The sequence below is a fragment of the Halomarina salina genome, from assembly GCF_023074835.1.
Classification (GTDB): domain Archaea; phylum Halobacteriota; class Halobacteria; order Halobacteriales; family Haloarculaceae; genus Halomarina; species Halomarina salina.
This window is the reverse complement of record NZ_JALLGW010000001.1, coordinates 1-15,098: the sequence shown is the minus strand read 5'-3', so window position 1 is coordinate 15,098 and position 15,098 is coordinate 1. Positions and strand designations below refer to the sequence as shown.

Sequence of the window (15,098 nt, the reverse complement as noted above, 5' to 3'; positions counted from 1 at the left end):
GATGGAGTACGTTCAGGAGCGGGTCACGACGCTCCACGACTTCGCCGACCCGGTCCCCGACGCGCCGGTCGACCGCGCGAGCGTCGTCGTCCCGATGACCGAACGCGAGTACGCCAGCCTGGCCGCCGAGGGCGTCCTGTCCACGCTCGAATCGCTCGCCCCCGCCCGCGTCGTCGTCGCGTTGCGGGCGGACGCCGACCGGGTCGCGGACGCCGCGGACTGGCTGGCCGGGTTCGACCTCGACACGGACCTCGTCTGGTGTGACGGCCCGCGCGTCGCGGACCTGCTCGCCACTGCCGGTCTCGACGGCCAGCGCGGGAAGGGCCGGGACGTCTGGCTGGCGCTCGGCGCGGCCCTGGCGAACGACACCGAGTACGTCGTCGTCCACGACGCGGATACGACGAACTACAGCGAGCGACACGTCACTCGGCTCCTGTTCCCGCTCGCCCACGACCACCAGTTCGCGAAGGGCTACTACGCCCGCGTCGAGGACGAGCGACTGTACGGCCGCCTCTTCCGGCTGTTCTACGCGCCGCTCGTCCGGGCGCTCGACGCGCGTCACGACGCGCCGCTCCTCGACTACCTCGACGCCTTTCGCTACGCGCTGGCCGGGGAGTTCGCCGCGACGCGTGACCTCGCGGCGACCCTTCGCGTCCAGCGCGGGTGGGGCCTCGAAGTCGGGACGCTCGGCGACGCGTTCGAGTACGCCGGCTTCGAGGGGACCGCGCAGGTGGACCTCGGGTTCCACGAACACGACCACCGCGCCGTCTCCGGGCCGAGCGGCCTCGGCACGATGAGCGAGGAAGTGGGCGACGCGCTGTTCCACGCGCTCGCCGACGCCGGCCTCGCGCTCGACTTCGAGACGCTCCCCGACGCCTACCGCGAGGCGGCCGACGCGCTCGTCCGCCAGTACGCGACCGACGCCGCGTTCAACGGGTTCGACGCCGACCCGCTCGCCGAGCGCGAGCAGGTCGACGAGTACGCCGCGTCGGTGCGCCCGCCCGCGACGGACGACCGACTCCCGGCGTGGGACGACGCGCCCGTCGCACCCGAGACGGTCCGCGAGACGGCCGCGGCCGACGTGGAGGACGCGCGATGAGCGACGGTGGCGGCCCCGACGATAGCAGCAGCGACGAGGCGAGCGACGACGACACGCTCGCCGTCGACGCCGACGACCTGGCGGGGGTCGTGGACCTGTTCGGTGCGCTCACCGCCGCAGAGCTCCGGAAGGCGCTCGGCGAACTCGCGTTCAAGCGCGACGTCCCGGAGCCTCCAGATTCGCTCGTCGACGACGCCGTCGCCTCCTACCACCTCGTCGAGCACGACGGCCTCCTCGTCGTCGGCCCCGCAGCGTTCCCGACGCTCCCCGAGGGGGCCGCCGACCTGCCCCACATCCTCGATGTCGACCGCGAGGCTCCGGCCACCGACGCCGTCGCGCAGACGGCAGAACGCCGGTTTCGGGAGGAGGCGGGACGGACGCTGGAGCGGGAGTCGCCCGACCCGTCCGCCGTCGAGCGACTCGTCGACGTGAGCTACGACCTCGAAGCGTGGGGACCGGTCGACGTCGGCGAGGTGCGCGAGCGTCTGGTCGCGGCCGAGTCGGACCTGACGGACTCGACAGACGCGACCGAGGGGTGAGGACGGTGGGTCGGACAGCGGAACGGTCGACGATTGCGTGCGAATGGCACACACGTGCGTCGTAGGACGTAAATCGTCCCCCGCCGTGCGGGGTGTATGGACCTGAGCCGTCTCGCCGCCCACGACCCGGTCGCAGTGACCGGTCAGAGCCGCGAGGCGGCGGTGCTGGTCTCCGTCGTCGACCGCGGCGACGGTCCCGCGGTCGTGTTCGTCAAGCGCGCGGACCACCTCGGCGAACACGCCGGGCAGATGGCGTTCCCCGGTGGCGGCCGCGAACCGGAGGACGAGGACCTGCTGGCGACCGCGCTCCGCGAGGCCCAGGAGGAGGTGTCGCTCGACCCCTCGACGGTCGAGGTGGTCGGTCGCCTCGACGACATCCCGACCATCACCGACTACTCCGTCAGGCCGTTCGTCGCGCGCGTCCCCGACGCCGAGTTCGTCCCGGACGAACGCGAGGTCGCCGAGGTGGCCGTGCTCTCTATCGCCGACCTGACCGACCCGGCCAACTACGAGTCCGAGCGCCGCGACGACCCCCGGCGCGGCTCGTTCCGCATCCACTACTTCCGCGTCGACGGCTACACCGTCTGGGGGGCGACGGGCCAGATGCTCGTCCAGTTCCTCGAACTCGCGACCGACTGGCGGATGCCCTCGGAACCGGACCGGGTCGTGGACCCCGACGCTGATTTTCCAGTTTGATCTGGTGGGTCGTGGTTGGTTGGCTTTACCGTCGAGATAGCTACCGCCGTGACCGCCGAAGCCCTCGGGCGCTACGCTCGCCCGAGTCGCTGCGCTCCTCGGCTTCGCCTGCGGTGCTTGCGTCCTCGTGCTTCCCGTAGCACCCTCGCCCTTCACCCACCAGGACCGCGACAGCCGCCCTGCCCTTCCCCGAGTCGCGCGGTCGCTGGGGCGACACGCGCTCCCGGCCACTGCACCGAAATCGACCACCGACCGCGACGGCTGGCCGCGCGCTCGTGCGCGGCCGACGGGAAAGGTAGGTGCGATGCGGTCGCGGTCCTGGGGTTCCCGTGAGCGGAGCGAACGGGAACTCGCTGAACGAGCCGCGCGGAACCGAAGGTCCCGCTGGGAAACCGGCGACGGAGTCGCCGGTGAAGCAGCGAGTTCAGCGTAGGGTGTAGCGCGAGGGCTTCAGAACGGTTCTCAAAGCTCGGTGCGAGTGTGGCTCGCCACACGTTTCCGTCACCGAGGGCAATTTCTGACGGTCATCGACACGCACTTACCGTCCCGCCACCCACGAAATCCATGGTCGCACACGCGGCTGGTCGCGTTCCGCGCGGTCACTAGCCACGCTTTCTCGACCCGGTGGAATCTATGTTGACGAGTGACACCTACGCCCGAACCGGACTGGACGCGCTCGCGCTGAAACCGACGGAGCACGACCTCGACGCGGCGGCCGCGCTCGATGTCGACGTGCTCGCGCTCGACTACGAGGGCCGCGAGGCGCTCCCGGGCGAGGAGACGCTCCGGGCGCTCGCGGCCGACCGGACGCTCCTGCTCACCGCGCCGGTCCGCGCCGACGGGTTCGACCCGCTGGGGGACGACGGCCTGCTCCGCGAGGTGCCGGCCGAGGTGGGCCTGACGTTCGTCGCGGGTCACGGCGCGTACCTCACGGCCGAGGAGCGCGCGCGAGCCATCGCACCGCGCCTCCGGGCCGCGCTGGACTGGCACGCCGAGCGCTCGGCGGACGCCGACCGGACGCCGGCGACGAAACCGTGGGTCGGCACCGAGAGCATCGAACGCGTCGCGCTGGCGGCGGGCGACGACGCGGTCCAGTACGACCTGCTCGACCGCTCCACGGCGGGCGAGGTCCGCGCGATGCGCCGGATGGGGTACGAGGGCGACGTCGCCGTCTACGCGCCGACGCTCCTCACCGACGACGAGGACGTGCTACTGGACGCGCTGGGTGGCTACGTCGCCCGACGGGGGCCGGTCCGGGCGGCACTGCCCGACGGGGCGGCTACGGACGGCGGAGCGACGGGTCGCGCCCGCGAGGTGCTGGTGGCGGCGTGTCGCGACTACGCGCTCGCCGGGACGCCGGAGGCGGTCGGAGAACAGGTCGCGTCGCTCCACGAGGCGGGCGTCGACACCGTCGTCGGCTACCCCGCTCGCGGTCTCGACGCGTTCCGATAGCGTCGCCGGAACGTCGTGCTTCGGCGACCCGTCGCGTCGACGGTCGCTCCTCGGCGACCAGTTACCTCACTTCTCGTCGTCGCCGTCGAGGCCGTCGAACTCGTCGTCCTCGGGTCCGTCGGGGACCTCGTCCTCGCTCAGCCCGGTCTCGGGGTCGGCGTCGTCGCTGCCGAGGTCGGTACTGTCGCTGCCGAGGTCCGTGTCGTCCGACTCGTCGGTGTCGACCCCGGCGTCGCCGGTGGAGACCTCGACGGGTCCGTCGTCCGCGCCGGTCGCGTCACCGCCGCTGCCCGGTGCGCCCCCGTCGAGGGGGCCGTCGCCCGGTTCGTCGCCGACGGTCACGGAGCGCCCCGACTCCGTCTTCGGGACGTGGACGCGGAGCGTGCCGTTCTGCGTGACGGTGGCGTCGGCCTCGCGGGCGTCCACCTCGGCGTCGGCCGGGAGGTCGACGGACCCGTCGAGCGAGAGGCCGCGACCGGGCAGGCGCATGTCGAACTCGTCGTGGAAGTCACGGAAGCGGTCGATGCGGACGAAGACGGTGTTCTCGTCGAACCTGACCTCGACGTCCTCGCGGTGGACGCCGGGGGCGTCGAAGACGGCGAGGAAGGCGTCCTCGCTCTCCAGCAGGTCGACCTTCAGCGGCGTCTTCTCCTGCCAGCGGGCCGACGAGCGCCCGATGCCTTCGAGAACGGCGCTCTCGACGCGCTCGCCCAACTCCTTGAACATGTTCGTGGATTCGCTCGTCATGGTCTTAGTCGTTCCCCGCGGTGTGCACGGGACTCACAGCACTATCTCTTCGAGGCCGTCCCCCGTGCCGCAGTACGGGCAGCTGAAGTCCTCGACACCGGTCTCGTCTGGCATGTCGTATGTGTAGTGGAGTTCGAACATGTCGAGTTCGCAGTCCGACTCGGTACACTTGACCTCCATCGTCTTCGGCATGAACCGACGTACGCCGCGCCCGTTAATCAATTCGACGGCGACCCCGTGGGAAGGGTATGGACGTCTACGGCGTCGACTTCAGCGGCGCGGCCGACGCGGGCCGGACGACGTGGCTCGCGTCAGCCACGGTCGAGGGCACAGAGCAGGGCGACGGCCACCTCCGCGTCGAGACCGTTCGCTCGCTGACCGACCTCGCGGGTACCGCCGACCGCGCCCCAGCACTCGCCGAACTCCGCGAGCGCCTGCAGGAACCGACGGCCGCGGGACTGGACTTCTCGTTCGGGCTGCCGTTCGGGGTCCACGACTGCGACTCGTGGCCGGAGTTCCTGCGCTGGTTCCCCGGCGAGTTCGACGGCCCCGATGACCTGCGGGCGCGCTGTCGAGAGCGCGTCGAGTACCGCACCGACGGCGAACGGTCGTACGTCGGCCGAGCGACCGACGAGCAGGTGGGTGCGTCCTCGCCGTACCACTGGCTGGTCGCTCACCAGACGTTCTACGGCGTCCGCGACGTCCTCGGACCGCTGGTGACCGACGGCGCGGTCACCGTCGCGCCGATGCAGGAGCGCGAGAGCGACGCCGACGACCGGCCGACGCTCTGTGAAGTCTACCCCGCCGCGACGCTCCGCTCGCTGGACCTGCCCGACGAGCGCTACAAGGGCGCCGACGCGGCCGACCGCGAGGCGTACGCCGAGCGTCGCGAGCGCATCGTCGCGGGGATACCCGACGACTGCACGCTGACCCCGTCGGTCCGGACGGCGGCGCTCGACGACACCGGCGGGGACGCCCTCGACGCGGTGCTGGCGGCCTACGCCACGTACCGGGCGGTCCGGGAGGGGTTCGCCACCGACCGGGAGTTCCACCCCGCCGAGGGCTACATCTACGTCTGAGACGGGAAGCGCTGCCGACTGTCGGCGGACTGGGCCAGCGGTCGCCGTCCGCCGAGAGTTAAGCCCCTCGGCGGTCAGCAAGACCGTATGCACCTCGCGGACCACACCACGCGGTCGTTCGCCGCCGCACTGGACGACGTGGAGGTGGGCGTCCTGCCGGTCGGTTCGACCGAGCAGCACGGCCCGCATCTCCCCCTCTCGACCGACCACCTCGTCGCCGAGGCCGTCGCCGCCGACCTCGACCACGACGCCGCCACCGTCCTGCCGACGCTCGCTATCGGCGTCAGCGGCCACCACCGCCAGTTCCACGGGACGCTGTCGGTGAGCGAGGAGACGTTCGAGCGGTTCGTCCGCGAGACGGTCGAGAGCCTCGCGGACCACGGCGTCCGGAAGGTCGTCGTCGTCAACGGGCATGGAGGGAACATCGGGGCGCTGGAGCGAGCGGCCCGCACGCTCCGCGCCGAGGAGACGGCGTTCCTCGCACCGTGGCACTGGTGGGACGCGGCCAACTACGTCATCGGCCACGCCGACCAGCACGAGACGAGTCTGGTGCTCCACCTCGCCGAGGACCTGGTCGACGAGGAACACGCCGCAGAGGCGGAGGCGGAGGGGGCGACCTCCTGGGGCAAGACGGTCCACGGCGCGTCCATCGGCTTCGACACGGCCGACTTCTCCGAGAGCGGCGCGGTCGGCCACCCGACAGAGGGGACGGCGATGCTCGGGGAGGACCTCCTGGAGGAGAGCGTCGCGGAACTCGACGCGTTCGTCGACTGGCTGACCGAGCGCCCGTTCGAGGACCTGCTGGCCGAACCGCACCGATGAGCGAAGCGGCGGACACCCCGACGAGCGTCGCGTCGGCCGACACCGACCGCGCCCCGACGGTGGCCGTCGTCGGTGGCGGCGCGGTCGGCGTCACGACCGCTCACGACCTCGCCCAGCGCGGAGCCCACGCGACGCTGTACGAGCGCGGGTCGGTCGCGGACGGCGCGAGCGGCCGCGCGGCGGGCGTCTGCTACGACGCCTACGCGGACCGAATCGACGCCGAACTCGGCGACCGCGCGATGGCGCGGTTCCGCGAGTTCTCCGGGACCGGCGGCTTCGAGTTCACCGACTGTCCGTACGTTATCCTCGTCCGCGAGGGGGACGAGCGCCGCGCCGACGCCATCCGCGAGGGCGTCGGTCGGATGCGCGACCACGACCGGGACGTGTCGCTGGTCGCCCCCGCCGAACTCGCCGGGGAGTTCCCGTCCCTCCGGACCGACGACGTCGCTCTCGCGGCCGTCGCGCGCAACGCCGGGTACGCCGACCCCGGCGCGTACACCGCCGCGATGGCCGACGCTGCGCGCTCGGAGGGCGTGGAGATTCGAGAGGAGACGCCCGTCGGTCTGCACCGGGACGACGGCGAGGACGACCCGGTCGTCGATACCGAAGACGGGAGCGAGGTGTACGACGCCGTCGTCGTCGCCGCTGGTGCGCACTCGGGACGGGTACTGGCCGAGGCGGGGCTACCGATACCGCTGAAACCCTATCGGGTACAGGCGCTCGTGACCGACCCCGACCCGGTCACGGACCGCGTGCCGATGTGCTTCGACGCGACCGGCGGGTACTACCTCAGACCGCGGGACGGTGGTCTGCTCGTCGGTGACGGGACCGAACCGGTCGAGCGCGACCCGGACGACTGGAACCGGGAGGCCGACGACTGGTTCCTCGCCGACTGTGCCGGCTACCAGGAGACCACGCTCGGGCGGTCCTACCCCGTCGCTCGCGCGTGGGCGGGCCTCTGCACGGCGACGCCCGACGGCCACCCGCTCTGTGGCGAACGCGCGCCGGGCGTGTTCGTCGCCACCGGCTGGCAGGGCCACGGGTTCATGCGCGCCCCGGCGCTGGCGGAACGACTCGCGGCGCAGGTGGTCGGGGCCGGCCCCGGTATCGACGCGTTCGACCCGCAGCGCTTCGATGGCGACGAGGAGTTCGCCGTCGTCGAGGGGATGGAACTGGACTAGTCGGACTACACTAGGCGAACTGGAACGGTGGCGCGTCGAGTCGGACCGTCTCGGTCGGCCTGCTGGCGATGACGACGCCGAGTCGCCCGTCCACGTCGACCGACGTCTCCCTGTCGGGTCGCCACGAGGGCAGCGAGACGGAGTCGCGGACGCTCGCCTCGGCGGCGCTCGCCTCGTCAGCGAACAGCACGACGGCCGTGAGGTGGGTCGTCTCCTCGTCGAACAGCCGTCGCCAGCCGCGGCCGACGACACCGTTCGAGGGGGCGTCGAACACGTCGAAGGCGAACTCGGCGTCGTCGGCCAGCGCGTCGGCGAGGAGCCGACAGTGCTCGCTCGTGGTGGTGAAGCGGTCCACCGACCCGGTCTGCGTGTCGATGCACGTCCGGAGCGCGGTGGCCGGGTCGTCGGGACCGTCGTACTGGCAGTCGACGAGGTAGTCCCCGCCAGCGGCGAACGCCCTGTCGTGGTCGGGGGTCCGGTACATCGCCATCGTCTGGTAGTCGTCGACGCGTTCCTCGGTCGTGGCGTTCATGGCGTCTTCGAGGCGTCCTCGGTTGAACGCGGCGGCGGAGACGCAGAGCCGTGGGAGCGACCGGTCGACGCCCCCGACGCGCAGTTGCCAGTCGACGTCGCGCGTCTCGACGCCGAACGGCCCGTAGTACGGCCGGTGCGTACCGATGGCGTCTGCGACCCGCTGGTCGTCCAGCCACTCGCGGTGGTCGTCCCACAGCACGGGCGTCCGGTTGACGACGCGATACCGCCGCCAGTCGTCGGCGAAGCGGCCGGGGGCGTAGAGCCACTCGCGTGTGGGGTGTGGCTCCTCGCCGGGGAGGGCGGGGAGGCTGCAGCCGGCCAGGGAGGCGAGGAGGCCAGCACAGCCACCGAGGACGGCTCGTCGGGAGGGCATTGCGAGTGGACACTGTACGCCGTCCGACCGTGTATCTTGCGGCCTCGTGGACGACGGTGACACGGCCCGTTCGGCCTCGACCCGGCGTGTCGTCACCGATTTACCCGTCCGACCGGTAGGAACGGCCATGACCGACCCGGCGACGCTCGACGTCACCCTCGTGGACGGCTACGTCGACGAGCCCGCCCACTTCGGGGTGCCGCCGTACGTCTCGACGTACCCCCGGTACACCGCCGGTGCGCTCGTCGACGCCGGGGTCCCCGACGAACGAATCACGTACCACACCATCGACGCCCTGCGGGAGACGCCCGCGAAGTGGCAGGACGTGGAGGAGGCGGACCTGCTGATATACATCGGCGGCATGACCGTCCCCGGCAAGTACGTCGGAGGGACGCCCGCCGAACCCGACGAGGTGCGTCGAATGGCGTGGACCGCCGACGGCACGACGCTGATGGGCGGTCCCGTCCGCTTCGGCGTCGGCGACCAGAACGAGGGCGCGAGCGACATGGAGCGCAAGGACCTCGACTACGACTTCGTCGCCAAGGGCGATGTCGAGGCCGCCGCCTACGACCTCGTCGAGAGCGGGCTGGAGGGGTTCAACAACCGGATGCGCGACGTCGAAGAGGTGACGCGCTGGGCGCGCAAGGGCGCGTTCGTCGTCGAGAACCACCCGAACCACCCGGACTACCTCATCGCCGAACTCGAAACTGGACGGGGCTGTCCGTACCGCTGCTCGTTCTGCACGGAACCGCTGTACGGCAACCCGACGTTCAGACCGCCAGAGACCGTCGTCGCCGAGGTCGAGGCGCTGTACGAACGCGGCGTCCGGCACTTCCGGCTCGGCCGGCAGGCCGACATCCTCGCCTACGGCGGCGACGGCGAGGCCCCCAACCCCGACGCGCTGCGAGACCTCTACGGCGGTATCCGCGAGGTGGCCCCGGACCTCGGGACGCTCCACCTCGACAACATGAACCCCATCACCGTCGTCGAGTACCCCGAGCGCTCGCGGGAGGGCATCGAGGTCATCGCGAAGCACAACACGCCCGGCGACACCGCGGCGTTCGGTCTGGAGAGCGCGGACCCCGTCGTCCAGGAGGAGAACAACCTCAACGTCACCGCCGACGAGTGTTTCGAGGCGGTCCGCATCGTCAACGAGGCGGCCGGGTGGCGACCCGGCGAGGACTCTTCGACGGCACCGACCCACGGCGACGAGGCGGTGAATCGCCTCCCGAAACTCCTGCCGGGCATCAACCTGCTCCACGGACTGAAGGGCGAGACCCGCGAGACGTACGACCTGAACGAGCAGTTCCTCCACCGGGTGTACGACGCGGGCCTGATGCTCCGACGGGTCAACATCCGGCAGGTGATGGCGTTCGACGGCACCGAGATGTCCGAGACGGGGTCGCAGATAGCGAAGGACCACAAGAAGCTGTTCAAGCAGTACAAGACGCGCGTTCGGGAGGAGATCGACCGGCCGATGCTCCGACGGGTCGCGCCCGCCGGGACGCGCCTGCCGGACGTCCACCTGGAGTACCACCAGGACGGGAAGACGTTCGGCCGACAGCTGGGGACCTACCCGCTGCTGGTGGGGATTCCCGGCGAACTCGAACTCGGTCGGACGGTCGACGTCGCGGTCACGGACCACGGGTTCCGGTCCGTGTCGGGCGTCCCGTACCCCCTCGACGTGAACGCGGCGTCGATGGACGAACTCACCGCGATTCCGGGCCTCGGGAAGCAGCGGGCGGGCAACCTCGTCGTCGACCGGCCGTTCGCGTCGCTCTCGGACGCCGAGGAGCGCGTCGAGGTGGCGCTGGCCGACTTCGCTGAGGTCCGGTCGCCCGAGGGAGCCGACTGAGCGAGGCGCTCGGGACGGTCGCAGTTCTCCGGAAAGCGGAACCTCGGGTCGACAGCGACCCGTCAGTCCGCGGTCTGCGCGGTGGTTCGCCGGCCGCTCGTCGGACTGCCTCCGAGCGGGATGCGGTCCTCGCCGAATGTCCAGTTGAGCACCTCGGCAGCGGCGGTGTACGCGGCGAGCACGGCCGTCACCATGCCGACGTAGCCCCCGGCGGTGACCAGGACGTCGATGCCCAGCCAGTCGCCGACGCCGACGAGGTAGAACGTCGCCGCCAGCGTCGCGAACACGGCGAACAGCGCCCAGTTGAGTCTCAGCGTCCCGACGAGCAGGATGGTGGTGATGACGCCGAACCCGACGAGGGTGACGCCGATGGCCGTCGTGCTCGGCGAGAGGAGACCGTTCACGGCGAACAGTTCGGCCAGTCCGAACCACCACCAGAACGCGCCGTAGGTGTTGAACGCCATCGTCTCGAACGTGTCGCCCTTCCGGAACGCGAGGATACCGGCGACTATCTGCATCGTCCCCCCGTAGGCCATCGCGAGGGGGATGACGACGGCGATACCGCCTTCGTCCGGCAACAGCCCGGCGTTGATGAGGCTCAGGATCATCGTCGTCAGTGCGAAACCCATGAGGCCGAGCGGTGCCGGATTCGCGAGTTTGGTTTCCTTAGGCATGGTGTTGACCCGCCGTTGTCGACCGGTCACGCCAGTACCGAAGGCCGTCGCGCGCGACGCACGAATCGGGGTGGACCGCCCGGACCGGCCTTCGCCCCGGTCGGCAACTCGTCCGGCGCTACCAGCGTGAGTCGAGTAGATGTGTGGGTTGCCAGTGCATGGCACCGTCGCGTCGGTGACTGCCGTCGATAGTTCGCTGGTCGTGGCGGCGGTTCGCCGGACCGACGCCGCTCCACCAGGTGACGACGCTCTCGTGCCCGGTCGAACACCTCGCTCGACGAGACGGGTCGGCGACACCGCTCCGTTCGTTGCGTTCGGTTGCTGGCTGTCGAAAGCAACCCGACGGCGTCGTGTCGGACAGCTGAACAGCGGGAACGTTCCACCTGAAGATACTTATCGGTTGATGGGACTACCCCCGGTATGGCCCTCCGCATCCACTCACTGCTCCTCGTCGCGGTCCTCCTCACTGCCGGCTGTCTCGGTGGGAGTTCTGGCGCTCCGCCGAGCGCCACGGACGAGACGACGGTCGAGACCACACGCCCGGACCCCACCCCCCCGACCGCACGCTGGACCGAACAGGCCGGTCCGAACGGCTACCCGGACCCGCCCTCGACCCTGACGAACCAGTCCGCGACGCAGGCGGCACTGCAGTACGAGGAGACGTTCGTCCTGAACGCGCTCGCGGCGAGCGACGTCGACAGCTACGGCCTCGGCGGCGTCTTCGGTGCTGAGACGACCGTCCTCGACCGTGCGGACGGCGGGGTCTACGTCCGGGTGCGACGTGGCTACTCGTGGACCCGGACGGTTCGGTCGACGGTCGACGGGACGCAGGTCGCCGAGCAGTCCAACGCAGACCTCACCGCCGAAGCCACGTACTTCGTCAGCACGGAGGCGATACGGCGCGTCGACGGGACAGCGATTCGAACGTGACACGCTACGCACCCAGAAGGTTGATACGTCACAGTGCGCAACTCCGGCGCAATGACCGTCGAGGTGAGCGTCGTCCTCCCCGCGTACAACGAGGAGGCGACCATCGAGGGCACCATCGAGACGACCCTCGACACGCTCGGTTCGTTCCTCCCCGAGGACTCGTTCGAAGTCATCGTCGCCGAGGACGGCTGTGACGACCGGACCCCGGAGATAGCCGCGCGGTTCGCCGGGCGGGACCCGCGAGTCAGACACGTCCACTCCGACGAGCGACTGGGGCGGGGCGGTGCGCTCGTCCGGGCGTTCCGGGAGGCCGACGGCGAGACCCTCGTCTACTTCGACACCGACCTCGCCACCGACATGGGCCACCTCGAAGAACTGGTCGAGTCGGTGCGCTCGGGCGAGTACGACGTCGCCACCGGCTCGCGCTGGATCCCCGGCGAGGTGGCCGAACGCCCCCGCAAGCGCGGCGTCCCCTCCCGCGGGTTCAACACGCTGACGCGGACGATGCTCGGCTCCGACCTGCGCGACCACCAGTGCGGGTTCAAGGCGTTCGACCGCGAGGCGCTGTTCGACCTGCTCGACGACGTGGCCGACCAGCACTGGTTCTGGGACACCGAGGTGCTCGTCCGCGCCCAGCGCCAGGGCTACCGCATCAACGAGTTCCCCGTACGCTGGACGCCGAAGGGCGACACGAAGGTGGACCTCGTCCGCGACGTGTTCGGGATGGGGAGCCAGATTCTGCGGTGCTGGTACGAGTTCTCCGTCAAACCGCGGGCGACGCCGCGGGCGACGATGGCGGCCGGGTCCCTCCTGGTCGCCGTCGCGGTGCTGCTGATGACGTTCTACATCGACTTCGGGCAGGTCCTCGACGAGATGGCGACGGCCGACCCGCGGTACGTCGCGGGTGCGGCCGTCGTCTACCTCCTCTCGTGGCCGCTCCGCGGGGCGCGCTACCGCGACATCCTCGCGGAACTCGGCTACCACGAGAACGTGAAGTTCCTCACCGGCGCGGTGTTCATCTCCCAGACCGGGAACCTCGTGTTCCCCGCACGGGCCGGCGACGCCGTCCGGGCGTACATCGTGAAGGCACGCCGGAACATCCCCTACCCGTCGGGGTTCGCGTCGCTGGCCGTCGAGCGCGTGTTCGACCTGCTCACCATCACGGTGCTCGCCGGGACGGTGCTCGTCGGACTGGCCGTGTCGGGGTTGGCCGACCCGTCGGGTCTCGGGGCCGCACCGGACCAGTACGCCGACAGCGGACAGACGGCGCTGTACGTCGCCGCGTTCGTCGGCGTCGCCACGCTCTGCGCGGTGTCGCTCATCCTCGCCAGCGCACGCGCCGAGACGAACCTCGTCCGGCGCGGCGTCCGACGGCTGAGTTCTGACTCCTACGCCGACTACGTCGCGGGCGTCATCGAACGCTTCGTGGGCGACGTCCAGACGGTCGCCGGGAACCGGGCGGCGTTCGTCCGAGTCGGCACGTCGAGCGTCGCCATCTGGACGCTCGACGTGGTGACCGCGCTCCTCGTGTTCGCCGCGTTCGACGTCGGCCTCTCGCCGGTCGTCCTCGTCTCGGTCGGCTTCTTCGCGGTGAGCGTCGGGAACCTGGCGAAGGTGCTACCGCTGACGCCGGGCGGCGTCGGCCTCTACGAGGGGGCGTTCACGCTCATCGTCGTCGCGTTCACGCCCGTCCCGTCGACGGTGGTCATCGGCGCGGCCGTCGTCGACCACGCGGTGAAGAACGTCGTCACCCTCGTCGGCGGCGTCGCCTCGACGCTCCTGCTGAACGTCTCGCTGACGACGGCCGTCGAGGAGTCCCGCGACGTCTCGCCCGACGCCGCGAAGACCAACGACTGAGCGATTCGGAAACGACGGCGACTCCCTCAGCGCGACTCGTACTGCTCGGAGACGAACGGGCCGAGCGCCGCGGCCACACCGGTCGCGAGACTCGCCTCGCGGTCGACCATCCCGGCGGTGAACACGCCCGCCGCGCCCTGCCTCTTCTTCACGTCCGACTCGCCGAGTTCGTCGTCCATCACCGGGCCGAGCTCCTCGCCGTCGCGGATGCGACGGGCGACGTGGTCGGGGAGGGGAAACGACGGACCGGTCGCACGGGTGAGGCGCTCTCCGTCGGTAGCGGCCGCCCAGTTGACGAGGAACAGCGCGTCACAGCCCTCGACGTCTGCGACGCCGCCCTCGATACCGACACCCAGCCTCGGCGACGACGGCGACGTCTCTGCCGTCGCGTCGAACGCCGCTCGCGCCCGGTTCTCCGCGCCGGTCCGCGTCTCGACGTGACCCCGTGGCTGTTCGGCGACGTCCGAGGGGACGGCGACGCTCTCGACGGTCCACTCCCCCGCGACGACCGAGGCGACGGCCCGGCGTTTCACCGGGTTCGCACTCCCGACTGCGACGTGCATGAGTGACGGTGCGCGCGAGGAGAAGTTCGCTCTTGCGAACTGAAGTGTCTCTCAGTTGTATTTTCGCCCCGGAGGGACAGTGCCGACGAGACTGGTTTCCCTACGTCGGAGTATCGGAATGGTTAAGAAGGTTTTGGGCGAAGCTACTGTACTAACCAGTTGTCCGGGATTTTCGGGGGATACCTGCCCGGATAGCGTGCGCCCTCGACCAATGAGTGATTCGAACACACGAACCCGAGAGAGAACGACCGAGGCGGAGAGCGAGCAGACCGACGAGCGAGAGGGACTCGACTGTCCCGAGTGCGGCGGTCAGCTAATCGACGACAGCGAGCACGGCGAGACGGTCTGTCAGGACTGCGGTCTCGTCGTCGAGGAGGACGCCGTCGACCGCGGCCCCGAGTGGCGCGCGTTCGACTCCGCGGAGAAAGACCAGAAGTCCCGCGTCGGCGCGCCGACGACGAACATGATGCACGACAAGGGGCTCTCGACCAACATCGACTGGCGCGACAAGGACGCGTACGGCAACTCGCTCGGGAGTCGCCAGCGCGCGAAGATGCAGCGCCTCCGGAAGTGGAACGAGCGGTTCCGCACCCGCGACTCCAAGGAGCGCAACCTCAAGCAGGCGCTCGGCGAGATCGACCGCATGGCGAGCGCCCTCGGCCTCCCCGAGAACGTCCGGGAGACCGCGAGCGTCATC

Annotated in this window: 16 protein-coding genes; 11 read left to right on the top strand and 5 right to left on the bottom strand. The window is 70.5% G+C overall.

Features of this window, described 5'->3' with window-relative positions:
- Window position 1 precedes the first annotated feature (1 nt).
- The 4 genes from MX571_RS00080 to MX571_RS00065 all read left to right on the top strand — a co-directional run bounded on the left by MX571_RS00080 (window position 2) and on the right by MX571_RS00065 (window position 3,786).
- On the top strand, window positions 2-1,099 hold the full coding sequence (locus MX571_RS00080) for a glycosyltransferase family protein (protein ID WP_247413560.1): 1,098 nt from the start codon (window positions 2-4) through the stop codon (window positions 1,097-1,099).
- Window positions 1,096-1,638: a DUF7109 family protein gene (locus MX571_RS00075; protein ID WP_247413559.1), complete on the top strand. Its 543-nt coding sequence runs from the start codon at window positions 1,096-1,098 to the stop codon at window positions 1,636-1,638. The genes MX571_RS00080 and MX571_RS00075 overlap by 4 nt, the downstream gene beginning before the upstream one ends.
- Window positions 1,639-1,734: 96 nt before the next feature.
- A complete protein-coding gene (locus MX571_RS00070) occupies window positions 1,735-2,334 on the top strand; it encodes an NUDIX hydrolase (protein WP_247413558.1) in 600 nt (199 codons plus the stop codon).
- 633 nt (window positions 2,335-2,967) lie between these two features.
- Window positions 2,968-3,786 (top strand): DUF7388 family protein, encoded by an 819-nt coding sequence (locus tag MX571_RS00065; protein WP_247413557.1) that lies wholly within the window; start codon window positions 2,968-2,970, stop codon window positions 3,784-3,786.
- A gap of 66 nt (window positions 3,787-3,852) precedes the next feature.
- Here MX571_RS00065 and MX571_RS00060 read toward each other — a convergent pair whose 3' ends face one another.
- Together MX571_RS00060 and MX571_RS00055 are read right to left on the bottom strand one after the other, a co-directional pair.
- Window positions 3,853-4,512, bottom strand: a complete 660-nt coding sequence (locus MX571_RS00060) for an Hsp20/alpha crystallin family protein (protein ID WP_247413556.1) — start codon at window positions 4,510-4,512, stop codon at window positions 3,853-3,855.
- Window positions 4,513-4,566: 54 nt separating this feature from the next.
- Window positions 4,567-4,725, bottom strand: coding sequence for a DUF7559 family protein (locus MX571_RS00055; RefSeq protein ID WP_247413555.1), 159 nt, complete (start codon window positions 4,723-4,725; stop codon window positions 4,567-4,569).
- Between the two features lie 56 nt (window positions 4,726-4,781).
- On the opposite strand from MX571_RS00055, the gene MX571_RS00050 reads away from it, so the two are divergent.
- The 3 genes from MX571_RS00050 (at window position 4,782) to MX571_RS00040 (ending at window position 7,615) form a co-directional block, all read left to right on the top strand.
- Window positions 4,782-5,612 (top strand): DUF429 domain-containing protein, encoded by an 831-nt coding sequence (locus tag MX571_RS00050; RefSeq protein ID WP_247413554.1) that lies wholly within the window; start codon window positions 4,782-4,784, stop codon window positions 5,610-5,612.
- Between the two features lie 87 nt (window positions 5,613-5,699).
- Window positions 5,700-6,434, top strand: a complete 735-nt coding sequence (locus tag MX571_RS00045) for a creatininase family protein (protein WP_247413553.1) — start codon at window positions 5,700-5,702, stop codon at window positions 6,432-6,434.
- Window positions 6,431-7,615, top strand: a complete 1,185-nt coding sequence (locus MX571_RS00040; protein ID WP_247413552.1) for an NAD(P)/FAD-dependent oxidoreductase — start codon at window positions 6,431-6,433, stop codon at window positions 7,613-7,615. Before MX571_RS00045 ends, MX571_RS00040 begins: the two co-directional genes overlap by 4 nt.
- 10 nt (window positions 7,616-7,625) lie before the next feature.
- Here the strand turns inward: MX571_RS00040 and MX571_RS00035 are convergent, their stop codons facing one another.
- The gene (locus MX571_RS00035) at window positions 7,626-8,522 is read right to left on the bottom strand and encodes a hypothetical protein (RefSeq protein ID WP_247413551.1); all 897 of its coding nucleotides are present in this window, start codon (window positions 8,520-8,522) and stop codon (window positions 7,626-7,628) included.
- A 127-nt stretch (window positions 8,523-8,649) separates the two neighbouring features.
- On the opposite strand from MX571_RS00035, the gene MX571_RS00030 reads away from it, so the two are divergent.
- On the top strand, window positions 8,650-10,377 hold the full coding sequence (locus MX571_RS00030) for a radical SAM protein (RefSeq protein WP_247413550.1): 1,728 nt from the start codon (window positions 8,650-8,652) through the stop codon (window positions 10,375-10,377).
- A gap of 62 nt (window positions 10,378-10,439) precedes the next feature.
- On the opposite strand, the gene MX571_RS00025 is transcribed toward MX571_RS00030, so the two are convergent.
- On the bottom strand, window positions 10,440-11,051 hold the full coding sequence (locus MX571_RS00025; protein ID WP_247413549.1) for an acetate uptake transporter: 612 nt from the start codon (window positions 11,049-11,051) through the stop codon (window positions 10,440-10,442).
- Window positions 11,052-11,471: 420 nt separating this feature from the next.
- Here MX571_RS00025 and MX571_RS00020 point away from each other — a divergent pair, with 420 nt between their 5' ends.
- Both MX571_RS00020 and MX571_RS00015 read left to right on the top strand, forming a co-directional pair.
- A complete protein-coding gene (locus MX571_RS00020; protein ID WP_247413548.1) occupies window positions 11,472-11,981 on the top strand; it encodes a hypothetical protein in 510 nt (169 codons plus the stop codon).
- A 51-nt stretch (window positions 11,982-12,032) separates the two neighbouring features.
- Window positions 12,033-13,838, top strand: coding sequence for a flippase-like domain-containing protein (locus MX571_RS00015; RefSeq protein WP_247413547.1), 1,806 nt, complete (start codon window positions 12,033-12,035; stop codon window positions 13,836-13,838).
- A 26-nt stretch (window positions 13,839-13,864) separates the two neighbouring features.
- Here MX571_RS00015 and MX571_RS00010 read toward each other — a convergent pair whose 3' ends face one another.
- On the bottom strand, window positions 13,865-14,401 hold the full coding sequence (locus MX571_RS00010) for a DUF84 family protein (protein WP_247413546.1): 537 nt from the start codon (window positions 14,399-14,401) through the stop codon (window positions 13,865-13,867).
- Between the two features lie 211 nt (window positions 14,402-14,612).
- Between MX571_RS00010 and MX571_RS00005 the strand changes: the two genes are divergently transcribed.
- Window positions 14,613-15,098, top strand: a 486-nt coding sequence (locus tag MX571_RS00005) for a transcription initiation factor IIB (RefSeq protein WP_282594439.1), incomplete at its 3' end; no start/stop codon positions are given.

Coding starts and splice junctions, on each gene's coding strand:
- MX571_RS00080 (WP_247413560.1), top strand. CDS start 2: ATGGAGTACGTTCAGGAGCGGGTCACGACGCTCCACGACTTCGCCGAC.
- MX571_RS00075 (WP_247413559.1), top strand. CDS start 1,096: ATGAGCGACGGTGGCGGCCCCGACGATAGCAGCAGCGACGAGGCGAGC.
- MX571_RS00070 (WP_247413558.1), top strand. CDS start 1,735: ATGGACCTGAGCCGTCTCGCCGCCCACGACCCGGTCGCAGTGACCGGT.
- MX571_RS00065 (WP_247413557.1), top strand. CDS start 2,968: ATGTTGACGAGTGACACCTACGCCCGAACCGGACTGGACGCGCTCGCG.
- MX571_RS00060 (WP_247413556.1), bottom strand. CDS start 4,512: ATGTTCAAGGAGTTGGGCGAGCGCGTCGAGAGCGCCGTTCTCGAAGGC.
- MX571_RS00055 (WP_247413555.1), bottom strand. CDS start 4,725: ATGCCGAAGACGATGGAGGTCAAGTGTACCGAGTCGGACTGCGAACTC.
- MX571_RS00050 (WP_247413554.1), top strand. CDS start 4,782: ATGGACGTCTACGGCGTCGACTTCAGCGGCGCGGCCGACGCGGGCCGG.
- MX571_RS00045 (WP_247413553.1), top strand. CDS start 5,700: ATGCACCTCGCGGACCACACCACGCGGTCGTTCGCCGCCGCACTGGAC.
- MX571_RS00040 (WP_247413552.1), top strand. CDS start 6,431: ATGAGCGAAGCGGCGGACACCCCGACGAGCGTCGCGTCGGCCGACACC.
- MX571_RS00035 (WP_247413551.1), bottom strand. CDS start 8,522: ATGCCCTCCCGACGAGCCGTCCTCGGTGGCTGTGCTGGCCTCCTCGCC.
- MX571_RS00030 (WP_247413550.1), top strand. CDS start 8,650: ATGACCGACCCGGCGACGCTCGACGTCACCCTCGTGGACGGCTACGTC.
- MX571_RS00025 (WP_247413549.1), bottom strand. CDS start 11,051: ATGCCTAAGGAAACCAAACTCGCGAATCCGGCACCGCTCGGCCTCATG.
- MX571_RS00020 (WP_247413548.1), top strand. CDS start 11,472: ATGGCCCTCCGCATCCACTCACTGCTCCTCGTCGCGGTCCTCCTCACT.
- MX571_RS00015 (WP_247413547.1), top strand. CDS start 12,033: ATGACCGTCGAGGTGAGCGTCGTCCTCCCCGCGTACAACGAGGAGGCG.
- MX571_RS00010 (WP_247413546.1), bottom strand. CDS start 14,401: ATGCACGTCGCAGTCGGGAGTGCGAACCCGGTGAAACGCCGGGCCGTC.